We start from the raw sequence: 21,997 nt of genomic DNA, 5'->3' as shown, positions 1-21,997 counted from the left end.
TTTTATTGATTTATCTGTAATGGGCTCCTTTGTAAAGATTATATTAAGATAACGACGAAAGTATAGAAAAAATGGGTATTTTGGTACATATTCTTAATAGACACAAAGTTTTACATACAGGAGGATCCAATGTTGAAAATATCTATTCCTATTAGAAAATATGTACCAAGAATAAAAGTTAATCTATTTTTTTCAAGGATTTCATATCATCATTCCATAAAAAACAAACTTGCCTACACGTTTCTATTGAATGCCATGCTGTTTATTTCATGTGTAGGATTAGCCCTATTCAGTTTGAATCATTTGATGCAGGATATGAGATATATGAAAGAGACAGGAGAACATTCCGTGGAAATCACGGAACTGAGCAGGCTGATTAATGCCAAGGATATCCGAATTGCTGATTACATAACGTTTTTAAAAGATGCAGATGTGAAAGAGTATCGTAAATTACGAGTAGAGCTTAACCAAAAGACCGATGAAATACTAAAAGGCCTGAATAAAGAAGATCAAGCACTGATTCAGACATTTTCTCAGAATAATAACACCATCGATGAGCTGTTCATTAAAGAAATTGCACCAGCCGTCGTCCGCTTGGATGAAGGCATTTATACGGATGCAAGGATGGAAATTAGTCGCCTTAGGGACGAAAATAACAATCTTCTAATGGAAATAAGAGAACGGACGCTTCAGAAACAAGACTCTGTATTGAATACAACGGAAAATAATATGAACTCACTCTTTTTCTGGTTGATTGGATTTGTACTTCTTTCCATGGTCGCAAGTGGATTCATTGTAACGATTGTTTCAAAGAAGATAAATAGGAGCATTGGAAAAATCCTGACCGTTACTAAAGCTGTTGCACAGGGTGATTTAACCCAATCTGTTCCTCCAACAAGGAGCAAGGATGAAATAGGTCAGTTAAACTTCTCCATCAGACATATGGTAGAACGTCTAAGGGAGCTTGTAGTTGCAATTAAAGACGGATCTTCTACCGTCCAGGGAAATAGCCAGCATATCAAATCCCTGGCGGATTCTATCAATGCTTCAAGTCACCAGGTAGCTGATTCCATGTATCGGTTATCCAGCAGTTCAGAAGATCAAGTGGCAGCTGCCCATCAACTCAATCATCAGTACCAAACTTTCAATGATCAGGTCACTCAAGTAGAAAGAAATGGGCACTCACTTTCAGAACTCTCTACCTATATGCAAGGGATTACAGTAAAAGGATTCGCATCCATGAATTCTACAACGGATCAAATTGAAATGGTGTATAAGAAAATAAAGAAAACATACGATCTTCTGGATCGATTAGAGGGTAGTGCAACCGATATCAGCAATTTGACAAAGAGCATCAAAAAAATTGCCGATCAGACCAATTTACTTTCACTAAATGCATCAATTGAAGCTGCAAGAGCGGGAGAAGCTGGTAAAGGGTTTTCAGTGGTAGCCAACGAAGTGCGGAAGTTGGCACAGGATGTAGATTCATCTTTGATTGAAATGAATCATAGCGTTTTGAATGTTCAACAAATATCAAGTGAAGTTTCCAGTTCGTTAAAAGATGGATACAAAGAGCTTGGTATCGGGAAGGTGAATATCCAAACAACCGGAAATCATTTCAAGGAAATGAAGGAGCAGGTATCTGGTATGGATCAAAATATTACGGATATTTCAGGAAGCCTGGAGCTGTTGAAAGAATATATGAACCATATTCAGGGAGCATTTCAAAGTGTTTCTGCTGTCGGGAAAGAGTTTAACAACGGAACGATTACCATAAATTCTTCTGTCCAGGAACAAAATGGGTTAATTGAAACCTTATATGGGCAGTCGGATGACTTGATTGAAAAAGCAAATCAGCTTTCGGATTTGGTCAAAACGTTTAAAATGTAAAAAAACGGCTTACTCCAGAATAATGGAGTTGGCCGTTTTTTATTGAAATAGATTAGTCGCATTTAAGAGTCTTTAATGACGGACAGTACTTCTTGCTTGGACAAAGTGGATTGTTTTGTAATCTGATCTACGTTTACACCCTGTTTATGAAGTGAAATGACTTGATTCTTAATGATTTCATTAATCGGGTTTTTGCGAAATGAAATATCTCCATCCATCATCAGTTCTTCTTCCAAAACGCTTATTCGCTTCTTTAACTTATAATGCTCTTCTAGAACATTCATCGATAATTCTTCTATATCTTTCTCCATATCACGATACCGATCCCGTTGAAAAAACGAAATGACTAATAATAAAATAGAGAAGCTGACTAATCCAATGAATAGTAAAGTCACTATATCACCCCATGCTGATTTCTTCTTCTTTATTTATAGCATAGTTAACGCGCTAACTCTATAAGACAGCAGGATGAATTTGTGGGATATACCAAAAATTTGTCGAAAATCTCGAAAGAAAATTGTCGGTTCTCAATTGTAAACGCTTTATAACCATTTCGGCATAATAATTCACAAAAAAAATGCAGGTTGAATCCTTCTATCACTGCGTGTAACAAGATACGACAAAATGCGTTTATTGTAGGTTTTTCAATACGGTGTTACGATAAATTTAAGTATAATTGTCATAATATTTAGATTGAAATCATATAATATACGTTTACTCTTTAGGAGGAATTGTTTTGATTACAGAAATTATCAAGTTAAAGGAACAAGGAGTGTCTTTCAGGAAGATCGCCAAGGAATTGAATACTACCGTTGGGAAAGTTCAATATCAATGGGTGAAGTACCAGAAAGCATTAGAGAAAAGCCAGGAACCTCAAGAATTGCAAGCAGTTGATGTGTTGGATCAGGAATTACCCAAAAAACGTGTCGGAAGAGCTTCATTCGGCAGGAGGATGCCAAAGAAGAGGGCCAAGAATCCAAGGTCTACCGAGTTATCAATTATGTTTTCTACTTCTTCGAGAATCTATTGTCACTGGAACATTCCTCATGATTGGATACGGCATGTGAAAGAACATTTTAATATGGGCACCGCTCCTCAGCCATTTGTTCTTCGGCTATACGATATTACCTCAATTTCCTTTAACGGACATAATCACCATCACCATTCAGACTCCTATGTGCCTTTTACTGAAAGCGATTGGTTCGTAAACGGTTTGAAGGAAAACCGGAGTTACTGCATGGAAATCGGACTGCGGTTACCCTCAGGTGACTTTGTTGCATTCACTCGTTCCAATGTCCTTCATACACCAAGAACATCTCATCATCAGGAGGTTCATAGTATGAAAGAGCTGATTGAATATGAGCAAGGGCTAATAAAGGAGCCAAAGTGGGTCGAACATGTGAGCACGTATTCATATTATGTTATGAATGGGGGGGAGAAAGCATGAAGTCTTTAGCGGAAATCATTGTTTATCCAGCATACAATGGGATGAAATTCTCTCAATGGAATGAGCAGGAAGAGGTGCTTTCTTCCATGCTTATTGAGAATAGCGAGTTGATCGATTTCCTGGAAAGGAATGATGGACCTTCCATTCCTGTTGTATTGAACCCTCTCATCTTTTCCCTTTTTATGAGTAAGGAATTTAAAGAGAAGGCCAATGAATTCATTCAAACCAATCTTCTGCAAGCAGGAGCCAATGATAAACATAAATGGCAGCGCATCTATTCACAGTGGACAACATATGACATGAATCTTGTACAAGCCTACAAACACCTTACAGTTGATGGGAAGGTCCACGTCATTCCTACGACGGTAAGTACGTTTCCTTTAACCCATTACAGGACCCCGCGAGCCATTGAATCCCAGGTGAGGATGAGTAGTTTACTATTCAAACATTATTTCCAGATGATCCCTAAAGCATTCTGGTTACCTCAAGCTGCTTATGTACCAGGAATCGATCTCTATCTTATCCAGCAAGGAATTGAATTCAGCTTCATATCGTCCTTTTCTTATGAACATAGTGAGAAAGAACAGGACAGCGGTGTTACAAGGACACCAAGAGGATTGAAGCTTCTTCCTATTTCACGGGGAAGCATAGGGGCGCGTGGAGAGAGCAATCATCCACTGTCGATCATATGTATAAAAGAGCTTTCAGACTACGAGGAATTAAAGACTTTTGATAAAGGGAATGCTCATCATGAACTAGAAGTGATGATGGAAAAATCAACCTCTCTATCAAGAATAGGATTCGGGTATCTTGGTATGGAAAAGCAGATCCCAATCATGCCTGACTCAGCAATCAGAAATGTTCGTGTTATCCACCGCATGGAGGAGCAACTAGAGGATCTGTTAACCTTGACAGGTGAATCAGAGTGGACTTATCAGCTCATAAGAGAATGGGTTTCATCCATGGAAGGATACAATGACGAAAATGGAATATCGACGGTCCATTTTGACCGGCTGATGGAACAAGTCAAAGATGGCCAAAAAGATGGCCATCTGCTTCTTCATCGCAAAGGGATGGTTCCATTTCCAAATGATGAAATACTTGAGAAACTCTCATCAGACAAAAGGACCGACGTAGAAGAGATGATTGAATCAGTCCTGATCCTTTCCTGGGAGTATCCTCCAAATATCGTAGGGGGATTGTCGAGGCATGTGTATGACCTTGCTAACAACCTTGTGAAGAAGGGTAAACATGTGCATGTTCTGACGACCAAAGCGAATGATGCCCTCTCCCTCGAGAAAATGGAAGGTGTCACGATTCACCGTGTTCATCCATTGCATCCGTACGAAGAAGATTTCTTTAAATGGGTATTCGATTTAAATCAAACCTTTATCCATTACGCCCATGATTTAATAAAGGATGAAAGGATCACACATATTCATGCCCATGATTGGATTGTTTCGACATCAGCGATGAAGCTGAAAGAATACTATTCCATCCCGTTGATTACCACGATACATGCTACGGAACATGGCAGAAATCAAGGGATCTATACCGATTTACAACACAAAATCCACAGAGAAGAACAGCTTCTCATCAAAGCATCTGATCACCTGATTGTGTGCAGTGAGCATATGAAAGAGGAAATCAAGAGTCTATTCACCATTGAAGCACCGATAGCCGTCATCCCAAACGGTGTTGAACTGGAGAAGTTGGATCAGTCTTCCCCATATGTCTTTAAGCAACCATCGACACCGTACTTCTTTTCGATTGGTAGAATGGTTCATGAAAAAGGGTTTGATACAATCATCCGGGTAGCTTCTCGATTGAAGAATGAAGGCAATCATATCTTGTTTATCATAGCAGGGAAAGGGCCGATGCTTGAACATTATCGAAAGACGGTCGTTCAAGAAAACCTTACAGATATCGTTTCTTTCGTAGGATATATATCCGATAGAGAACGGAACGATTATTTGAAGAATTGTTTGGCAGTCATCTTCCCAAGCCTGTACGAACCTTTTGGGATCGTTGCTCTGGAAGCGATGGCGTTCCGAAAAGGAGTGGTCGCTTCCAATACCGGAGGATTGAAGTCCATTGTGAAGCATGAACAGACCGGTTTATTATTCGAACCCAACCATGAACAAAGTCTTTATACCCAATTGGTTTCTTTAATCCAAGATCCTCAAAAGTCGGAGCAGTTGGGAAATCTGGGCTTTAAAATGGCACAATCCATGTTCAGTTGGGATCGGATCGCAGATCAAACCATCCATATATATGAAGATGTCCTTCTTCAATCGAAAGTAGAGGGCGTAAAGAGATGAAGGCGGTTATATTGGCGGGTGGTGAAGGCAAGCGATTAAGACCTTATACAATGTCCATTGCGAAGCCGATGGTCCCGATTTTGAATAAGCCAATACTTGAATATAGCATTAATCTCCTTAAGTCACATGGGATTAAAGATATCCTGATCACAACATGTTATAAAAGTGAAACAATTAAAGAGTATTTCGGAGATGGGAAACGGTTCAATGTGAATATCACATATCTTGAGGAAAGATCCCCGCTGGGTACAGCTGGAGGTCTCTTCCTTGCACGTCACAGGCTGCGTGAACCGTTCCTTGTCCTGAGCGGTGATGCCTTTACCAATATTCCCATTGATAAGGTCATTGAATTCCATTATGAGAAGAGAGCAGTTATGACCGTGGTATCAAAGGAAGTGTCGAATCCGAAGGAATATGGTATCTGTCATACAGACGAGAACCGGAAATTGGTCGATTTCATTGAAAAGCCAGAAGAATGGGAAGGGAATGAAGTCAACACCGGTGTATATATGCTGGACCCACGTCTTCTTGATCGCTATGCCCATATCGGGGCAAGGGATTTTGGGCAGGATTTTATTCCGCGTCTCCTATTGAACAATGAAGAGGTTTACGTTTTTAAGACCAGTGCTTATTGGCGGGACATTGGTAACCCAGAAGAATATAAGTGTGCCAGGGAAGATCTCATGAGGGGACAGTTCTCCCCGCCCTCTTTAAAAAAAGGATCCCCTTATTCAAAGGGCTTTATGGAACCTTTCATCACCCGTCTTCAAGTGGCGTGTCCAAACGGAAAGAAGCCGATGGTCCTAGCTAAGCTGCTGGAGACAGTACCTTCTTCATCTAATCAGGAAGAAATCGTTTTTGACCATAGGGATGGAGGGCGCACGAAAATCATCAGTGATCCGAAAAGAGGGTTCATCATATATTCAAAGGCTGATAGACGGAATTTGGCAAGGGAGCTTGCAAGGTATTATGGAATGAAAATAAAAATCTGGCAAAAGGTGTAGAGGCTAATGAAAGAGAATCCTAATCGTACGTTCCATATCCAAGGGATAGCCTGGAATAAGAAAGATGAATATGTGCCCATTCATTCTGAAAATGTGTCCTCTCTTTCGAATATTAAAGTAAGAGTGAAAGATGAAGTGGAAGGGTGGGGGGGATCCTGTACATTCGAATTGGAAAATACGTCAAAAGAAACCCGTCAATTAAAGGTATTCTTTCTGATTGAATGGCTCTCATGCAAGGAAGACGGAGTGGGGGTCCTGTCATTGTCGAAGGATACGTTCTGGAATTACAGCGGTAAAAACGTAGCCATCACCAATATCGTTTCCTGTTCCGAATCTGTCGAGAAAACCATTTATCCACTTAATCTCAAAGGGCTCAAACTCTGGAAGAGATCCTTAAGCAAGGGTAGCTTATTTTATTATCCCATAACAAATGGTCAAAATATGATGGTGTATATGCTGGACTTTTCTTTCAAACCATTTGAAGTGAAACAGGGGAAAATATATGCCATTGAAGGTGAATTGGAAGAAGAGGTTTCAAATTTAAGTGATAGAATTAAAAACGGACTAGCATTTCCCTGAAAAAAGTGATATTATAGAAAAGTCGTATGAATAGTAGAAGATGTATATGTTTGGAGGGAAATCATAATGCGTGTAAACATTACTTTGGCTTGCACAGAAACTGGTGAGCGTAACTATATTACTACTAAGAATAAGCGTAACAACCCAGACCGCCTAGAGCTAAAAAAATATTGCCCGAAATTAAAGCGTGTGACTCTTCACCGCGAAACGAAATAAGCAGCCGGATTTTATCCGCTGCTTTTTTTTATGCCTTATTTGATGTATGGTCGTTTTGAACGTCATGATCAGATCTGTATTGAACGTCATGATCAGATCTGTAGATTGGAAAGACATCGCATTTCTTTAAGAAATCCATTAAAATAGAGTATCAGTACAGCATGCAAGGAGGGATTGTATGTCAAAAAAAGAACAGCGCAAATCTCAGCTGCAAACATTAAAATCCATAGACCCAATATCATATCAACAAAAATGTTTTCAAATAGAACAGCGTCTCTTTCATTCTTCTGAGTGGAAGAATAGCCAAGTGGTTGCGGTAACCGTTTCTAAACCCCCTGAACTTGATACTTGGAATATCATCAAGAGAGGCTGGGAAGAGGGGAAAACAGTGGTTGTTCCCAAGTGTCTCCCGCAGAAAAGGCAATTGATTTTTTATAAATTGAGTGATTTTCACCAATTGGAACAATCCTATTTTCACTTATATGAACCAGATCCGGATGAGTCCACATCCGTACATAATGAATCGATACAATTAATGATTGTCCCGGGTTTATCCTATACCATAAAGGGTTATCGACTTGGATTTGGCGGAGGATATTATGATCGTTTGCTTGCTGGTTTTTCAGGAACGGTGATGTCCCTTGCATTTGAAGAACAAATGGTCGATGCTCTGCCGGTGGAACCCTTCGATATGAAAGTTTCAACCATCCTTACGGAAAAGAGACGGATTCACTGTGATGAGTGAGTATTCTTTTCTTATTCTTTTTATTCTTGCCATTTCCTTTGGTGGGTGGAAGACTAAGAATTTAAGTCCATCAGGGGCTGTGATGGCTGTGGTGATCGGCCTCATCATTGGTAGTGCTTATGGATTCAAGGGGCTGTTTGTATTAGGGGTCTTCTTTCTTTCAGCGAGCATTTGGTCCCGCCTATTTAAGAATAGCAAGGTCGGAATCGAGGACAGGCTGGCCAAGACGTCTATCAGGGATTGGCAGCAGGTATTGGCAAACGGAGGTCCAGCTGCCTTATTCGCCTTGCTGTTTATTATGACGGGTGAAGAGGTCTTCACATTTGCTTTTGCCGCGTCGATTGCAGGTGCGAATTCAGATACATGGGCTTCTGAAATTGGACCCCTAAGTCACAAAAGGCCGCTTTCTGTCAGGTCGTTAAAGAGAGTTCCAAAAGGAACATCGGGAGCCATTTCTTTCATCGGTACTTTAGCGGCTGTCGCTGGGGCCGCCATTATTTCTCTGACTGCACTTCTCATGCTTGGCACGATGGATCTCACCCTGTTTATACTGATCACTCTTTCTGGTTTTGCCGGAAACCTCCTGGACACGTTTCTAGGTGCATTCGTGCAACTGGATTACAGGTGTAGAGTGTGCGGTTTTCATACCGAATCAACGGTGCATTGCGGAAGACAAACCGAGAGAACGAAGGGCTACTGGATGAATAATGAGCTTGTGAATGCTCTTTCAAGCCTTTTGGCGGGAGTGCTCCTTCTTTTCGTCTTCTGGAAGTAGTAAAAAAATACCGGAAAGTATCATTTAGGTGGATAAGCGAATCGGTTATGAACCAAACTACTATCAGGAGGGATCATGATGAACGGATGGACAAAATGGATAGTGTTGGGCGGTTTGGTACTCTTTCTGATTCCAAATCGATATCGCTTGTTAAACCTGTTATTAGGGAATTTCCTTATTCGCAAATTTGCCGTGAAAGCAGTGATGGGAGTACCCGGTATCCGCTCTAAATTCATTCAAGGTGCATTTCGGTCTTGATTGAAGAGAAGACTGCAGAAGGGAATATCCTCTTCCTGCAGTCTTTTTTGTTTACACTTTAAAAACAGGTTCGGTATAGTATGGGTATATATATGCTCTTTAACATAAAAGAAATCAGAAGTACATCAATCATTCGAGTAATCTGAAGGGAGTATAAGAAAGTAGTGGATGTTGTGGATTTACGGTATCATTATTTATTTTGGAAAGCCGCCTACTATCTGGTGGAATATAAGCATTATCGAATAGTAAAGCTTTCCCCAGACCAGGATGAGATATGGCTGGAGAATTCGAGAATCAAAGAAGCAAATATCGTCCGAATCGTGCGAAAGGACCTGGATTGGGGAAACTGGGTCAAGCGGGATTTGGAATTGACTTCTGTCAATGGAGAAAAAATTAAGAGATCCCTGGGGAAACGTCAATTACATGTTAAAAACCTTTACATATCAACTTTTCCCCCTGTCGATGGTGATCCAGATTTATTCCAGGATCCTGTGGAACGTGGAAAGACAATTATTCAGCCAATCCTTCTTCATGGTGACGAAAGTGTAAAAGTGCTGAAAAATGATCCTTTATTCAACGGAGGGGACTGGGAGCTTCCGCCTGAAGTACTTGAAGCGAATGTCAATTGGATTAAAAATATGACACTGACTTCTTCTAACAAACAGCTTCAGAAAGAGAGACAGCTATTTGAGAGGGGAAAGCCGTTTTTCACTTATTTCTTCATAGCCGTTCAAGTGATCATGTTTTTTATCCTAGAAATGAATGGTGGGAGTAAGGATCCCCAAACTCTCATACAGTATGGTGCAAAATATAATCCCCTTATGATTGAAGGGGAGTGGTGGCGCCTCATTACCCCCATCTTCCTCCATATAGGATTATTACATCTGCTCATGAATACACTGGCCCTGTTTTATCTGGGAACGGCTGTGGAGAAAATGTTCGGACGGATACGGTTCGTTCTTATTTATATGCTGTCGGGAATTGCAGGGACGCTTGCCAGCTTCCTGTTTACATCCAATCTTTCAGCCGGGGCAAGTGGAGCGATCTTTGGATGTTTTGGTGCTCTCCTTTATTTTGGCGTATTGCACCCAAACGTTTTCTTCCGTACCATGGGAGCCAATATCATCGGAGTTATCCTCTTGAATCTTGCCCTCGGTTTCTCGCTGCCCGGCATTGATAATGCAGGGCATATCGGAGGGCTGATAGGAGGATTTCTTGTAGCAGGTATTGTCAGCCTGCCTCACACTTTCCGTCCTGTCCGTCAGATTCTATTTCTTCTGGTGTGCATTTTACTCACGGGGATATTGATCTCTCGTGGGATCGGAACGGATACAACGAAATGGGATGTTGATACTGTTAACGGGGTAGCGCAGGAAAAATTATCGAACCAAGAATGGGAAGAAACCGAACAGCTTCTTCTTCCGGTGGTGGAAGAAGGGGCCCCGAATGCCCAAACCTATTTCTTCCTATCCTATGCTGAAATCAAGCAAAACAAACTGTCACTTGCGAAAAAACACTTGATGGCAGCAGTAGATGAAGATGATACGTTTCATGAAGCTCATTATAATCTGGCATTGATCCTGATTGATACAGGGAATAGGGAAGAAGCCCTCCTACATGCAAAAAAAGCCTATGAATTAAATAGGCAGGATGAAAAATATGAAAAGCTTTATAAAGAATTACAGCAGGATCGTTAAGGAGATACCTGCTGCCTGAGTAGAGAAGCTTCCCCGTTTTGATCGATGAGCAACACGAGGACTTCTGATTTGTCTTTTTTTACTAATAGTAGGGGGAGGGCACTGTCGATGGAATCGACAACAGAGCCGTCCTCTTTTTTTATACCCAGATAATAGTTTTTATACAGTCCCTCCCATAGGTTACCTATCAAACGATCCCATTCTTGCCGGGAGAAGCCTTCCAAAGGACGGTTATCGAACTTTGGCAGTTCAGTCAGCGGAATGGATGTATATTCATCAACGTGGAGATCCATGGAAGTGAGCGCTTTTTCCCATAGGTACTCAAGCTGTTGGGTCGTCACTTTGTCCAGGATGTCCTTCCACTCTTTTTCTGCATCCGTCCCGGGTTGCCTGAAGGCATTTAACGGACTGAAATTCGAATCAATTACGTACAACGTATCTTCAGACATCTTCTGAGCACTGGTGAAATCTGTATCTGTTTCATGTATTTCGGAATAATGGAAAGAAACCGCTTGGAGAAGACTGCTTTCTTTCCCCTTTATGGTCGATTCCTCTACGATTTGATCAGTATCTTGTTCCCACTCATTCATCTTCCCTTTCAATCTTCCATTCATATATATAAAGCCGACATCCTGACGTAAATAAGCAGGAGTGTCCAATTTTGAAGAAACCTTCCAATCTACATAATAATGATCATTCTTCTTCTTTGGATCTAGCATCAGGATCGTTGTTGCCGATTCATACGAGACATTTTCATTGATAGGAAAAAAAATGATGCTTTCTCTCGTTTGGGGTTTGTAAAAAAATTGAATGCCGAGAGCGACTATACACATGATCACCAGAAAGGGCATTGCTTCCTTCAGTCTATGCTTCATATCTTTCACTCCAGTGGTTTGTCCATTTTGTACATAGTATGAAGTGAGGCAAATGAATATGATTGGATGTATGGTTTCCGGTTTCATTGTCCAATATGGTAAAGATGGAAATTCATGTAAAGGTACTAGGGGTGAAGGCTAATGTCAAATGAAAAGAAGAAGCCTGTCTCTACTCAGATTGAAGAAAACACCAATTATTTAAGGGATACCTTGGCTGTGGACAAGAGCTTTGATGTCATTCAATTGGATCTGGAGTATGCTGAGCGCAAGATGGCCATGTTTTTAGTGGATGGCTTTGTGAAAGATGATATTATGCATTATCTGATGAAGCTTTTATCAGGGCTCAGTCCTGAACAATTAGAAGAAGATACATTAGAGAAGCTATTGAAGACGTACATTCCTTATATAGAGATAGAACAAGTAGATGACTTGAATCAGGTGATTGATTTAGTATTAGCAGGTCCGACAGCCCTTGTGGTAGACGGTATTGATAAGGTCATTATGATCGATGCAAGGACGTATCCGGCCAGGGGTCCGCAGGAGCCCGATATCGAACGGGTTGTCAGGGGTTCAAGGGATGGATATGTGGAGACGATTGTCTTTAATACGGCATTGACGAGAAGGCGGGTGCGGGATCCTTCTCTTCGCATGGAATACATGCAAATAGGGAGAAGGTCGAAAACCGATATCGTAGTCAGCTATATAGAAGATATAGCCGATCCGAACCTGGTGCATAAAATCAAGGATGCCCTTTCAAAGATTGATACAGACGGACTTGCGATGGGTGAGAAGACGTTGGAGGAATACATCGCCGGACGTCATTGGAATCCCTATCCTTTGGTCAGGTACACAGAAAGACCCGATACAGCGGCAGCGCATCTTTACGAGGGTCACATCCTGATTATGGTGGATGGCTCCCCGAGTGTCATGATTACACCGACAACCTTTTGGCATCATCTGCAGCATGCCGAGGAGTATAGGAATAAACCTTCTGTAGGAGCTTACCTTCGCTTCGTAAGGTTCATTGCCGTATGGTCTTCGATCTTTTTACTGCCGCTTTATTATTTGTTTGCGATTCATCCGGAGCTTCTTCCGGATTCTTTGGCCTATGTGGGCCCTAATGACGTTGGGGAAGTCCCCTTATTCCTACAATTTCTAATCATTGAAATCGGAATAGATATATTAAGAATGGCGGCCATTCATACCCCGTCATCTCTGGCAACTGCCCTTGGACTCGTAGCTGCATTAATGATCGGTCAGGTTGCGGTGGAGGTTGGCCTCTTCATTAATGAAGTCATCCTTTATCTGGCAATAGCGGCGATCGGAACGTTCTCCACACCTAGTTATGAGATGAGCCTGGCCAATCGCCTGGTAAGGATATTCTTATTAATATGTACGGCTTTATTTGGAGTTTACGGGTTTGTAGTAGGTGTATTCATGTGGATCATCATGCTGTCAAGAATGAATTCGTTTGACATTCCATATATGTGGCCATTTATACCATTCAACTTCAGGGCGTTCAGAGATGTATTCCTCCGTTCACCCATGCCCCTTAAGAACAGGCGTCCGCGATTTCTTCATCCGAAAGACCCGGACCGGTAAAACAGAGATTTCCCTATAGGATCTTCCTTTAGGGAAATCTCTTTTTATGTTAAATGAACCTTTGGCAAGCGTCTGTTTTTTGATTGAGAAGAAAGCGGTTTTCACTTATACTTTATAGTGATGAATAGAAAGCAGGTGTATGGCATGAAAACGATTTATGATATCCAACAGTTACTAAAAAGTTATGGAACGATCATATATGTTGGACATCGTCTTTCCGACCTGCAACTGATGGAAGGCGAATTAAAAGAACTGTATCAATCTCAATTGATCGATACCCGTGATTTTCAGACTGCTTTATTGTTGTTGCGTCATGAAATAGAAATCGAAAAAGAAAAACAGGACAGGTGATCACAATGAAGGAAAAATGGTTAGTTGGAGTGGATTTAGGAGGAACGACTACAAAGATTGCGTTCCTGAGTAAATACGGTGAGCTTCTACATAAATGGGAAATTCCCACTGATAAATCGGATAACGGAAAAAACATCATCGTGAATATTGCCAAAGCGATTGATAAAAAGCTTGAAGAACTGGATCAGAATAAGGATAAACTGGTCGGTATCGGAATGGGAGCACCGGGCCCGGTTGATACGTCCAAAGGGATTATTTACGAAGCGGTCAATTTAGGATGGGAGAATAATACACCGTTAAAAGATCTGCTTGAAGTCGAAACGGGATTGCATGCAGTCATTGACAATGATGCAAACTGTGCTGCTCTGGGTGAAATGTGGAAAGGTGCAGGAGATGGTGCGAAGGATCTCGTATGTGTCACTTTAGGAACAGGTGTAGGAGGCGGCGTGATCACAAATGGAGATATCGTCCACGGTGTGAAAGGGGCTGGTGGAGAAATCGGCCATATCACAGTGGTTCCTGAAGGTGGATTCCAGTGTAATTGTGGAAAGACAGGTTGTCTAGAAACCGTTGCATCTGCCACCGGTGTCGTTCGCTTAGCCAATGAAAAACTGGATGCTGTTTCGGATGATTCCTCATTGCGGAAGCTTAGAGATTCTCATGGGTCGATCAATGCCAAGGACATCTTTGATGCAGCAAGAGAGAATGATGAACTTGCTCTGGCGGTCATCGATCAGTTAGCATTTTACCTCGGGTTATCCCTGGCTAATCTCGGGAATGGGTTGAACCCTGAAAAGATCGTAATCGGTGGAGGAGTCTCGAAAGCAGGGGACATCTTATTAGAGCCGGTCGTGAAATTTTTTAAACAGTTTTCATTTCCGACAGTACGTACTTCAACGAACTTGAGTATCGCTACCCTTGGAAATGATGCAGGAGTAATCGGTGCTGCGTGGTTAGTCAAGAATAAGATTTAATCTTTAGAAACCAAATAGAAATGCAAAGAGAACTTTCCTGTATGGAAAGTTCTCTTTGTGTATAGACTATTCATTCTGAGTAGTCTGAAACACCTAGTGACCATTGGACTGTTTTTTTATAATCGTGTTTTTTTGAAACTTTTAACGGTTTCAACCGTCTAATAGGATGGGTAAGAGAATAAGACTTTAACCATTATACTCTTTCAATATGAATCTCGGTTTGACGATTTGTAAAAAAAGTATTAATATAAGTCAATAAATCACCGTTTAATACCTTATTTTACCAATAAAGAAAGTGTTACATACGATTGAACCGTTTGTAGCAAGGAGGTTGAGTAAATGAATATAAGAAAGACACCAAAGGTACCGCTGGTTATTATAGCGGCCATTCTCCTCTGGATTAAAACGTATATTGTCTACAAAACTAGTTTCGATATAAAGATTGAAAACACACTACAGGAACTGATTTTATTTATTAACCCACTTAGTTTCTTACTTTTTACCTTCGGGATAGGATTACTTCTAAAGAAGGATAAGACACGAACCCGCTATATCATCACTGCGAGCTTCATCCTCTCTTTTATCCTATACGGAAACGTAGTATTTTATCGTTTCTTTGATGACTTTTTGACTTTGCCAGTCCTCTTTCAAACAAGCAATTTTTCTGATTTAGGTACGAGTGCCAGCGCCATCATGAGCTGGAAAGATCTATTCTATTTTTCTGATCTAATAGTGTTGATTCTCATCATTAAACTGAAACCAAGCTGGTTTTCTTTACAGAACTACTCCAGGGTCAATCGAAGAGCGTATTTCCTTGTTGCAACCGCGCTTGTTTTCTTTAACCTCGGTTTAGCTGAATCGGAAAGACCTCAATTACTAACCAGGACATTCGATCGTGAAATGCTGGTTAAGAATATCGGAACCTACAATTATCATGTATATGATATCTTCCTACAATCCAAATCATCTGCACAAAGAGCACTGGCAGACGGAAGTGAATTGGCGGATATTGATAACTACGTCAGGGCCGGTTACATCGAACCTAATAAAGAAATGTTCGGGGTAGCGAAAGACAAAAATTTGATCATTGTGTCACTTGAGTCACTACAAGATTTTGTCATCAATAGTGAAGTGAATGGACAAGAAATCACTCCTTTTTTGAATGATTTCATTGGTGAAAGCTACTACTTTGATCAATTCTATCATCAAACCCAACAGGGAAAGACGTCAGATTCAGAGTTCATTCTGGACAACTCCCTTTACCCATTGAACCGTGGTGCTGTATTCTTCACTCATTCAGGGAATGAGTTTGAGTCCATGACGGAAAAGCTTAGGGAAAACGGATATTATACAACAGCCATGCATGCGAACAACAAAAGCTTCTGGAACCGGGACATCATGTATGATTCCTTGGGGTATGAACGTTTTTATTCCTTACAGGATTATGATGTAACAGAAGAAAACTCAGTGAACTGGGGCATGAAAGATATTCCGTTCTTCGAGCAGTCGGTAGAGCATATGAAAGAAATGCCTCAGCCGTTCAGTACTAAGATGATCACGTTAACGAATCATTATCCGTTTACATTAGACGAAGAAGATAAATTGATCGATCCCTACACTTCGAAAGACGGTACGGTGAACAGGTACTTTCAAACCGTCCGTTATATGGATGAAGCTGTAAAGAACTTCATTAGGGACTTAAAGGAAGCAGGATTGTATGATAACTCGGTCATCGTGATGTACGGAGACCATTATGGGATCTCTGAGAACCATAATAAGGCGATGAGTCAATATTTAGGTAAAGACATCACACCATTTGTGAGCACTCAGCTTCAACAAGTGCCGATGATTATCCACGTCCCTGGCCAAGAAGGAAAGACCATTTCTAAAGTTGCTGGACAAATTGATTTAAAACCGACGATCATGCATCTTCTAGGAATTGATACGAAGAAGGACATTCAGTTTGGTTCGGATATTTTCTCCAAAGGTCATGAAGATCTGGCCATCCTCAGAGACGGCCGCTTCATCACCAAAGATTATGTCTATGCAGGAGAGCAATGCTGGAATAAAGAAACAGAAGAAGAAACAGATATGAAGTATTGTGAACCTTTTAAAGAGCGAGTGAATAATGAACTGGAATACTCTGATAAGATCATTTACGGTGATCTACTTCGCTTTTATGGAAAAACCGAATACAGGGATAATGATGAATCATAGATGAAAGGCTTGCGAATATTTCGCAAGCTTTTTTTGTCATGAATTTTAGAACCGTTCATACATGTAAGTAAGGACGTATGAATGGGGAGGTTCCATCATGAAAGTGAAAGTTCGTAGTGGCGATACCCTATGGTACTACAGCCAGCTGTTTTATATCCCGATCGCGCTCATCATTGATTCAAATCCTTCCGTCGATCCGAATAAATTGAAAATCGGTACAGAAATAGACCTTCCCGGTTTTAGGGAAGTAGACTATTCGATCAGACAAGGTGATACTTTTTGGTCCATCGCGAAAAAATGGAATATTGGTGTCGATGCCTTACTTCTTTTAAATGAAGGAGTAAATGCGAACGGCCTTCAAATAGGTTCAACGATTATCCTGCCGTCCAGGGTTGTGTCACCCATCGTCAATGGAAAACAGGCATATCATTCTAAGATACTCGGCGAAGATATTAGAAACCTTAAAAAGATTTATCCATTTATAAAAATAAGGAGTGTTGGTGAGAGCGTCCTCGGCATCGACCTTACGGAAATCAGGATAGGAACAGGAAAAAAGAAGGTTCATATGGATGCCTCTTTCCATGCGAATGAGTGGATTACCACCTCCATCCTCATGACCTTTATCAATGATTATTTGCTTTCCCTGACCAATAGCAGTCCGTTAAGAGGTATACAGGCAATGCCGATTTATGGTGGGGTGACAGTATCATTTGTACCTATGGTGAATCCGGATGGCGTTGATCTTGTACTGAATGGCCCCCCGAGTGAAAAAAGAAAAGAGTTAATTGCAATGAATCGTGGAAGTACTGATTTTACAGGCTGGAAAGCCAATATCAGGGGAGTCGACCTGAATAATCAGTTTCCTGCAAAATGGGAAGTAGAGAAGGAAAGAAAAGAGGAAAAGGAACCGGCTCCAAGAGATTTCCCAGGATATAAGCCCCTCTCAGAGCCTGAATCCATCGCAATGGCTAAACTTGCCCGTCAGGAGAATTTCGACAGACTCCTTGCTCTGCACACCCAGGGAAAAGAATTTTATTGGGGATACGAGGGACTTGAGCCTCCGGAAGCAGCCAAGCTCGCTGCGGATTTCACCAGGGTGAGTGGATATGAATCTGTCAGATACATTGATAGCTATGCAGGCTATAAAGACTGGTTCATTAAAGAATTTAAGAAAGCAGGATTTACTCTTGAGTTAGGAAAAGGGATCAACCCACTACCCCTCTCGCAATTCAACGAAATCTATCAAGACGTACTCGGCATCCTCCTCGTATCAATCTATCGATGGTACTAACAAAAGCGCAGGCGGCTTGCACAGGCCCGACAAGCACAATTAGGAAATCCCAAAAGGTGTACTTTGCCTTATGGGATTTTTTAATGTGCCCTCGCTAGCTATCCACCACCCGACAAAAAGCAACGTAAAAGATAAGAAAATCCTCGAAAAGTCTTTTTGCATGTACAATAAATAACTATTGTAGAAAATCAAAATCAGGAGTAAAATAAATCATCATCCTACGATTACTAAACCATCGTGGTGACCAAAAAGGTGTGTATGGGAACATCTGGTCATCACTTTTTGAATTTTTTGTCATGTTTTTTTAATAGAATTGAAACATTCTTGCTTTTGAAACGTACTAATTAATATGGAATAAAAAAGGAGGGGGAAGTGGATGGAAAAAACGCAAATAAGCATTATTATGCTATTGATGATGTGTCTTCTATGGTTATCGGCATGCCAGCCGGAAGTAACGAAAACGTCCCCCTCTGAGAAAGTGAAGGCAGAGAAGAGAGAAATAGTGGCGGAAAGCCTACCAACCGATGGGTTTATCGAAAATGTCGGATGGATATCAAATTCAGAAATCCTTTCAATAAAAGAGGAGCAAGGACTTACTTCCCTTTACATCTACAATCTATACGACGATACCAGTCAGAAAATCTATGATGTCGAGTCCTCTTACGTGAGTTCAAGCATTTCACCGGATAAGACAAAAATCTTCATCCATTCATCTCCAACGTCCTATTCAGCAAAGGTGACAATCATAGACAAATCAGGAGATGTACAATTTCAAGAGGATGTTCCTTCCTACGACTTAACTCATGCTTGGAATCAATTCAATGAAGATGCAGTCTTAATGACAACTTTCAGTGAAGATTGGAGCTTTCAGGTATTTGAAATCAATATAAGGGAAAAGACAATGGACCCGATTGAAGTAGAGCAGCCATTTGTTCAGTGGCAATCAAAATCCTCCGTCCTTTATCAGGATTGGAATAAGAAAGAAGTGAGTGTTTCAGCTCCTCTGATATCTCAAAATATCCTCGATAATGAGAAAGAAATGATTGTGGAGAATAGTGTCCACTTCAATCAATTTAGAAGTGTTTTGTTATCGGTCAATTCCCGTGAAGATGAAGGGCCGTTTACTTATCAGTTCATTAAACCAAACGGGGAGATCCAATCTCAATTCACAGTAGAATTATTGAGCAGATACTCTGATTGGTTAATCCCATATTATGATATGATAGAAAAGAGTGATCGATTGATTACCTTCGTATCAAACGAGCCTGGCTCCTTTGATACGTACACAGGGACGTTCTCTTTAAAGAGCTGGGACACAGTTACCGGTGAGGAGGAGGTTCTGTTTGAAAATCTTCCTTTAGAACCCATTCAGTGTTCACCGGATGGAGAGTTGTGTTTATATGGCAACCAGTTTGAAAAAATAATTGATATGAAGAAACAGAAAATCGTTCAACTACTAAAAGAAGAAGGAGCAGATATATAATGGCGATTGTCGATGTAACAGTTATACCAATCGGAACGGAATCCCCGAGTGTAAGTTCGTATGTTGCAAATCTGCACAATATTCTAAAGGGATACGAAGAGGAAGGAAAGATCCGGTTCCAGCTTACTCCTATGAATACAATTATTGAAGGGGAACTTCCCATTCTTTTTCAAGTGATACAGGAAATTCATGAATCCCCGTTCCAGCAGGGAATTCAAAGGGTGGCCACTAATATCAGAATTGATGACCGTAGGGATAAGAAAACGACCATGGAAGGTAAACTGTCCTCCGTTCAAAGTAAATTAGAGAAATAGAGTATAGAAAAGAGTGGGCACTTTCATTAGTGCCCACTCTTTTTTTAGGATCCGTCAAGCTTCTTCGCTTTCTATAAGGACTTCATTTTTGTCAGGGTAGGTTTTTTCAATATGCTGCTCCCCCCATGCACATAGCATATCCAATGGCTCTTTAAGTGACCATCCGTACTCCGTCAGTTCGTACTCCACCTTTGGGGGCACTTGGTTATAAATAATCCGGTTGATGACTCCATCCGCTTCCAGTTCCCTCAATTGCTGGGTAAGCATTTTCTGTGTTATGCCGGGCATCAGCCGTTTTAATTCACTGGTCCTCCGCTTGTTTTTAATCAGATGACAGAGGATCACAACTTTCCACTTGCCGCCAATTACTTCCAAGGAAGCTTCTACGGGAATATTGTATTTCTTCATTGTATAAACCTCCTCTTCATGATTGAACTATTTATAGAATCGGCTTCTGTGAAAGGGTTTATCCCAAACACTCCAATGTATTTTTCACTATGATTATAACGTACATATTCAAAAGGTCCATAAGGTACTTTTTAGTGCCTATACAAGTCAGACAATTAAAAAGCCTTCCATTCAAAATGGAAGGCTTTTTAAAGTGAAACATGTTTAATTAATGACCACCTGGGTAACCAGAGTGAAGGACAGTCATAATTGTAAACCATCCAAAAACTCCTAATGTTGCCAATGAGAACAGGATTCCCATTGCATTCTTGTTTTTGAAAGTGCTTACTACTGCGAATAAAGCTAATAATGTAACCAGTGAAGTAATAATTACAAGACCCATTTATATGACCCCTTTCATTAAAATGCGTTTTACTGACTCTATTGTAACAATATGTACATAAATGCACTCATTAACATTTTATAGGTTTTTGATCCGTTTGTCGAGGTCTAAAAGTTTGACACTTCTATGTCGAGTAAATGGACCATATTTTTATGAAGATGAAAGTTCTGATACAATAATAGTATTACAAATGGAGGTGGAAGCGTTGCAGTGGAAACAAATTCCTTTAGGACCTTTGCAAACTAACTGCTATATCATATGGAATACAGATAACGAGTGTCTGGTAATCGACCCAGGTGGAGAAGGGGAGAAGCTGATTCATTGGCTGGAAGGCGAGTCGTTGTCCCCGTTAGCCATTCTTCTCACACATGCTCATTTTGACCATATCGGAGCGGTCGACCATATCAGGGACCACTTTGACATCCCAGTTTATATACATGAGAAAGAGGCTCAGTGGTTATTAGATCCCTCGTTGAATGGTTCACAGTTATTCATGATGAGCGAATTAATCAGAATAAAACCTGCGGATTACATATTAACAAATGAAAAACAGTTGAACATTGGAGGCTTTCAGTTGCAATTATTTGAAACGCCTGGCCATTCCCCAGGAAGTATTTCTTATTATGTACAAGAAAGTGAAATTGTATTAGCAGGAGATACATTATTTATGGGAAGCATCGGACGATCTGACTTACCGGGAGGAAATCAGAAAGAGCTGTTGGCAAGCATCCATGATAAGTTATTGACCTTGCCTGAAAACACAGTAGTTCTACCCGGTCACGGCCCTGAAACGACCGTAGAATCTGAGATGGATTCCAATCCATTCTTAAACGGATTCTAAAAAAATCCCTTCAGCAATCAGCTGAAGGGATTTTTTTTAGTGTCCTCCTGCACCCGGAGTCATCATAAAGGTCGTCCAATAAGTAAAACCTGCAAAGAACACTGTTAAGTATGCACCGAAAACATAAATATACATGCGTTCGGACAGTTTTAAGTAGCTAAGCATAATGAAGAATCCAGTTTGGCCTAAAAAGATTAGTGAAGTTGTGGTCATATCACCTAGATAGAACATAACAGCAAAAATCCCAGTCCAAAACCCAAGAACTCTAAACATACGATCCATATGTAACCCTCCTTTGCACCCTAAGTCCATCACTCAATATTATAA

23 protein-coding genes are annotated in these 21,997 nt (G+C 40.7%); 18 read left to right on the top strand and 5 right to left on the bottom strand.

Going from position 1 to position 21,997, the window contains the following annotated elements:
- Positions 1 to 129: 129 nt before the first annotated feature.
- Positions 130 to 1,890: a methyl-accepting chemotaxis protein gene (locus tag ACIGG7_RS06270; RefSeq protein WP_397549194.1), complete on the top strand. Its 1,761-nt coding sequence runs from the start codon at positions 130 to 132 to the stop codon at positions 1,888 to 1,890.
- A gap of 62 nt (positions 1,891 to 1,952) precedes the next feature.
- Here ACIGG7_RS06270 and ACIGG7_RS06265 read toward each other — a convergent pair whose 3' ends face one another.
- Positions 1,953 to 2,285: a hypothetical protein gene (locus ACIGG7_RS06265; protein ID WP_397549193.1), complete on the bottom strand. Its 333-nt coding sequence runs from the start codon at positions 2,283 to 2,285 to the stop codon at positions 1,953 to 1,955.
- Positions 2,286 to 2,626: 341 nt separating this feature from the next.
- Between ACIGG7_RS06265 and ACIGG7_RS06260 the strand changes: the two genes are divergently transcribed.
- The 9 genes from ACIGG7_RS06260 (at position 2,627) to ACIGG7_RS06220 (ending at position 10,932) form a co-directional block, all read left to right on the top strand.
- Complete coding sequence (locus tag ACIGG7_RS06260) at positions 2,627 to 3,337, top strand: DUF4912 domain-containing protein (protein ID WP_397549192.1); 711 nt, start codon at positions 2,627 to 2,629, stop codon at positions 3,335 to 3,337.
- Positions 3,334 to 5,658 (top strand): glycosyltransferase, encoded by a 2,325-nt coding sequence (locus ACIGG7_RS06255; RefSeq protein WP_397549191.1) that lies wholly within the window; start codon positions 3,334 to 3,336, stop codon positions 5,656 to 5,658. Before ACIGG7_RS06260 ends, ACIGG7_RS06255 begins: the two co-directional genes overlap by 4 nt.
- Positions 5,655 to 6,662 (top strand): nucleotidyltransferase family protein, encoded by a 1,008-nt coding sequence (locus tag ACIGG7_RS06250; RefSeq protein ID WP_224940135.1) that lies wholly within the window; start codon positions 5,655 to 5,657, stop codon positions 6,660 to 6,662. The genes ACIGG7_RS06255 and ACIGG7_RS06250 overlap by 4 nt, the downstream gene beginning before the upstream one ends.
- A gap of 6 nt (positions 6,663 to 6,668) precedes the next feature.
- Complete coding sequence (locus ACIGG7_RS06245) at positions 6,669 to 7,241, top strand: hypothetical protein (protein ID WP_397549190.1); 573 nt, start codon at positions 6,669 to 6,671, stop codon at positions 7,239 to 7,241.
- A gap of 66 nt (positions 7,242 to 7,307) precedes the next feature.
- Positions 7,308 to 7,457, top strand: a complete 150-nt coding sequence (gene rpmG, locus ACIGG7_RS06240; RefSeq protein WP_064091498.1) for a 50S ribosomal protein L33 — start codon at positions 7,308 to 7,310, stop codon at positions 7,455 to 7,457.
- A 178-nt stretch (positions 7,458 to 7,635) separates the two neighbouring features.
- A complete protein-coding gene (locus ACIGG7_RS06235) occupies positions 7,636 to 8,202 on the top strand; it encodes a 5-formyltetrahydrofolate cyclo-ligase (RefSeq protein WP_397549189.1) in 567 nt (188 codons plus the stop codon).
- On the top strand, positions 8,195 to 8,977 hold the full coding sequence (locus tag ACIGG7_RS06230; protein WP_397549188.1) for a DUF92 domain-containing protein: 783 nt from the start codon (positions 8,195 to 8,197) through the stop codon (positions 8,975 to 8,977). Before ACIGG7_RS06235 ends, ACIGG7_RS06230 begins: the two co-directional genes overlap by 8 nt.
- A 75-nt stretch (positions 8,978 to 9,052) precedes the next feature.
- Positions 9,053 to 9,235, top strand: a complete 183-nt coding sequence (locus ACIGG7_RS06225; RefSeq protein ID WP_397549187.1) for a hypothetical protein — start codon at positions 9,053 to 9,055, stop codon at positions 9,233 to 9,235.
- Positions 9,236 to 9,399: 164 nt separating this feature from the next.
- Positions 9,400 to 10,932, top strand: coding sequence for a rhomboid family intramembrane serine protease (locus tag ACIGG7_RS06220; RefSeq protein ID WP_397549186.1), 1,533 nt, complete (start codon positions 9,400 to 9,402; stop codon positions 10,930 to 10,932).
- On the opposite strand, the gene ACIGG7_RS06215 is transcribed toward ACIGG7_RS06220, so the two are convergent.
- Positions 10,929 to 11,807, bottom strand: coding sequence for a hypothetical protein (locus tag ACIGG7_RS06215; protein ID WP_397549185.1), 879 nt, complete (start codon positions 11,805 to 11,807; stop codon positions 10,929 to 10,931). The two genes, ACIGG7_RS06220 and ACIGG7_RS06215, sit on opposite strands and share 4 nt — an antisense overlap.
- 141 nt (positions 11,808 to 11,948) lie before the next feature.
- On the opposite strand from ACIGG7_RS06215, the gene ACIGG7_RS06210 reads away from it, so the two are divergent.
- The 7 genes from ACIGG7_RS06210 to ACIGG7_RS06180 all read left to right on the top strand — a co-directional run bounded on the left by ACIGG7_RS06210 (position 11,949) and on the right by ACIGG7_RS06180 (position 20,039).
- Entirely contained in the window at positions 11,949 to 13,409 is a 1,461-nt protein-coding gene (locus ACIGG7_RS06210) for a spore germination protein (protein ID WP_397549184.1), read from the top strand.
- A gap of 144 nt (positions 13,410 to 13,553) precedes the next feature.
- Positions 13,554 to 13,760, top strand: coding sequence for a YqgQ family protein (locus ACIGG7_RS06205; protein ID WP_224940143.1), 207 nt, complete (start codon positions 13,554 to 13,556; stop codon positions 13,758 to 13,760).
- A gap of 5 nt (positions 13,761 to 13,765) precedes the next feature.
- Positions 13,766 to 14,734, top strand: coding sequence for an ROK family glucokinase (locus tag ACIGG7_RS06200; RefSeq protein WP_397549183.1), 969 nt, complete (start codon positions 13,766 to 13,768; stop codon positions 14,732 to 14,734).
- A 339-nt stretch (positions 14,735 to 15,073) separates the two neighbouring features.
- Positions 15,074 to 16,951 carry an LTA synthase family protein gene (locus tag ACIGG7_RS06195; protein ID WP_224940145.1) on the top strand — a complete coding sequence of 626 codons (1,878 nt, stop codon included), beginning with the start codon at positions 15,074 to 15,076 and terminating at the stop codon, positions 16,949 to 16,951.
- Positions 16,952 to 17,048: 97 nt separating this feature from the next.
- Complete coding sequence (locus ACIGG7_RS06190; RefSeq protein ID WP_397549182.1) at positions 17,049 to 18,242, top strand: M14 family metallopeptidase; 1,194 nt, start codon at positions 17,049 to 17,051, stop codon at positions 18,240 to 18,242.
- A gap of 376 nt (positions 18,243 to 18,618) precedes the next feature.
- Complete coding sequence (locus tag ACIGG7_RS06185) at positions 18,619 to 19,725, top strand: YqgU-like beta propeller domain-containing protein (protein ID WP_397549181.1); 1,107 nt, start codon at positions 18,619 to 18,621, stop codon at positions 19,723 to 19,725.
- Positions 19,725 to 20,039: an MTH1187 family thiamine-binding protein gene (locus tag ACIGG7_RS06180; RefSeq protein WP_224940148.1), complete on the top strand. Its 315-nt coding sequence runs from the start codon at positions 19,725 to 19,727 to the stop codon at positions 20,037 to 20,039. Before ACIGG7_RS06185 ends, ACIGG7_RS06180 begins: the two co-directional genes overlap by 1 nt.
- A 54-nt stretch (positions 20,040 to 20,093) precedes the next feature.
- Here ACIGG7_RS06180 and ACIGG7_RS06175 read toward each other — a convergent pair whose 3' ends face one another.
- Positions 20,094 to 20,447, bottom strand: coding sequence for a winged helix-turn-helix transcriptional regulator (locus ACIGG7_RS06175; RefSeq protein ID WP_224940149.1), 354 nt, complete (start codon positions 20,445 to 20,447; stop codon positions 20,094 to 20,096).
- Between the two features lie 208 nt (positions 20,448 to 20,655).
- Positions 20,656 to 20,829, bottom strand: a complete 174-nt coding sequence (locus ACIGG7_RS06170; RefSeq protein ID WP_034757672.1) for a DUF2759 domain-containing protein — start codon at positions 20,827 to 20,829, stop codon at positions 20,656 to 20,658.
- 205 nt (positions 20,830 to 21,034) lie between these two features.
- Here ACIGG7_RS06170 and ACIGG7_RS06165 point away from each other — a divergent pair, with 205 nt between their 5' ends.
- Complete coding sequence (locus tag ACIGG7_RS06165; protein WP_224940150.1) at positions 21,035 to 21,670, top strand: MBL fold metallo-hydrolase; 636 nt, start codon at positions 21,035 to 21,037, stop codon at positions 21,668 to 21,670.
- Positions 21,671 to 21,706: 36 nt separating this feature from the next.
- Here the strand turns inward: ACIGG7_RS06165 and ACIGG7_RS06160 are convergent, their stop codons facing one another.
- The gene (locus ACIGG7_RS06160) at positions 21,707 to 21,952 is read right to left on the bottom strand and encodes a DUF2626 domain-containing protein (protein ID WP_034757675.1); all 246 of its coding nucleotides are present in this window, start codon (positions 21,950 to 21,952) and stop codon (positions 21,707 to 21,709) included.
- Positions 21,953 to 21,997: the final 45 nt, after the last annotated feature.

The sequence above is a fragment of the Rossellomorea sp. NPDC077527 genome (assembly GCF_044542955.1).
In the GTDB taxonomy this organism is placed as follows: domain Bacteria; phylum Bacillota; class Bacilli; order Bacillales; family Bacillaceae_B; genus Rossellomorea; species Rossellomorea aquimaris_E.
This window is presented reverse-complemented; position numbering and strand designations above follow the sequence as displayed.

Coding starts and splice junctions, on each gene's coding strand:
- ACIGG7_RS06270 (WP_397549194.1), top strand. CDS start 130: ATGTTGAAAATATCTATTCCTATTAGAAAATATGTACCAAGAATAAAA.
- ACIGG7_RS06255 (WP_397549191.1), top strand. CDS start 3,334: ATGAAGTCTTTAGCGGAAATCATTGTTTATCCAGCATACAATGGGATG.
- ACIGG7_RS06250 (WP_224940135.1), top strand. CDS start 5,655: ATGAAGGCGGTTATATTGGCGGGTGGTGAAGGCAAGCGATTAAGACCT.
- ACIGG7_RS06245 (WP_397549190.1), top strand. CDS start 6,669: ATGAAAGAGAATCCTAATCGTACGTTCCATATCCAAGGGATAGCCTGG.
- rpmG (WP_064091498.1), top strand. CDS start 7,308: ATGCGTGTAAACATTACTTTGGCTTGCACAGAAACTGGTGAGCGTAAC.
- ACIGG7_RS06235 (WP_397549189.1), top strand. CDS start 7,636: ATGTCAAAAAAAGAACAGCGCAAATCTCAGCTGCAAACATTAAAATCC.
- ACIGG7_RS06230 (WP_397549188.1), top strand. CDS start 8,195: ATGAGTGAGTATTCTTTTCTTATTCTTTTTATTCTTGCCATTTCCTTT.
- ACIGG7_RS06225 (WP_397549187.1), top strand. CDS start 9,053: ATGATGAACGGATGGACAAAATGGATAGTGTTGGGCGGTTTGGTACTC.
- ACIGG7_RS06215 (WP_397549185.1), bottom strand. CDS start 11,807: ATGAAGCATAGACTGAAGGAAGCAATGCCCTTTCTGGTGATCATGTGT.
- ACIGG7_RS06210 (WP_397549184.1), top strand. CDS start 11,949: ATGTCAAATGAAAAGAAGAAGCCTGTCTCTACTCAGATTGAAGAAAAC.
- ACIGG7_RS06205 (WP_224940143.1), top strand. CDS start 13,554: ATGAAAACGATTTATGATATCCAACAGTTACTAAAAAGTTATGGAACG.
- ACIGG7_RS06200 (WP_397549183.1), top strand. CDS start 13,766: ATGAAGGAAAAATGGTTAGTTGGAGTGGATTTAGGAGGAACGACTACA.
- ACIGG7_RS06195 (WP_224940145.1), top strand. CDS start 15,074: ATGAATATAAGAAAGACACCAAAGGTACCGCTGGTTATTATAGCGGCC.
- ACIGG7_RS06190 (WP_397549182.1), top strand. CDS start 17,049: ATGAAAGTGAAAGTTCGTAGTGGCGATACCCTATGGTACTACAGCCAG.
- ACIGG7_RS06185 (WP_397549181.1), top strand. CDS start 18,619: ATGGAAAAAACGCAAATAAGCATTATTATGCTATTGATGATGTGTCTT.
- ACIGG7_RS06180 (WP_224940148.1), top strand. CDS start 19,725: ATGGCGATTGTCGATGTAACAGTTATACCAATCGGAACGGAATCCCCG.
- ACIGG7_RS06175 (WP_224940149.1), bottom strand. CDS start 20,447: ATGAAGAAATACAATATTCCCGTAGAAGCTTCCTTGGAAGTAATTGGC.
- ACIGG7_RS06170 (WP_034757672.1), bottom strand. CDS start 20,829: ATGGGTCTTGTAATTATTACTTCACTGGTTACATTATTAGCTTTATTC.
- ACIGG7_RS06160 (WP_034757675.1), bottom strand. CDS start 21,952: ATGGATCGTATGTTTAGAGTTCTTGGGTTTTGGACTGGGATTTTTGCT.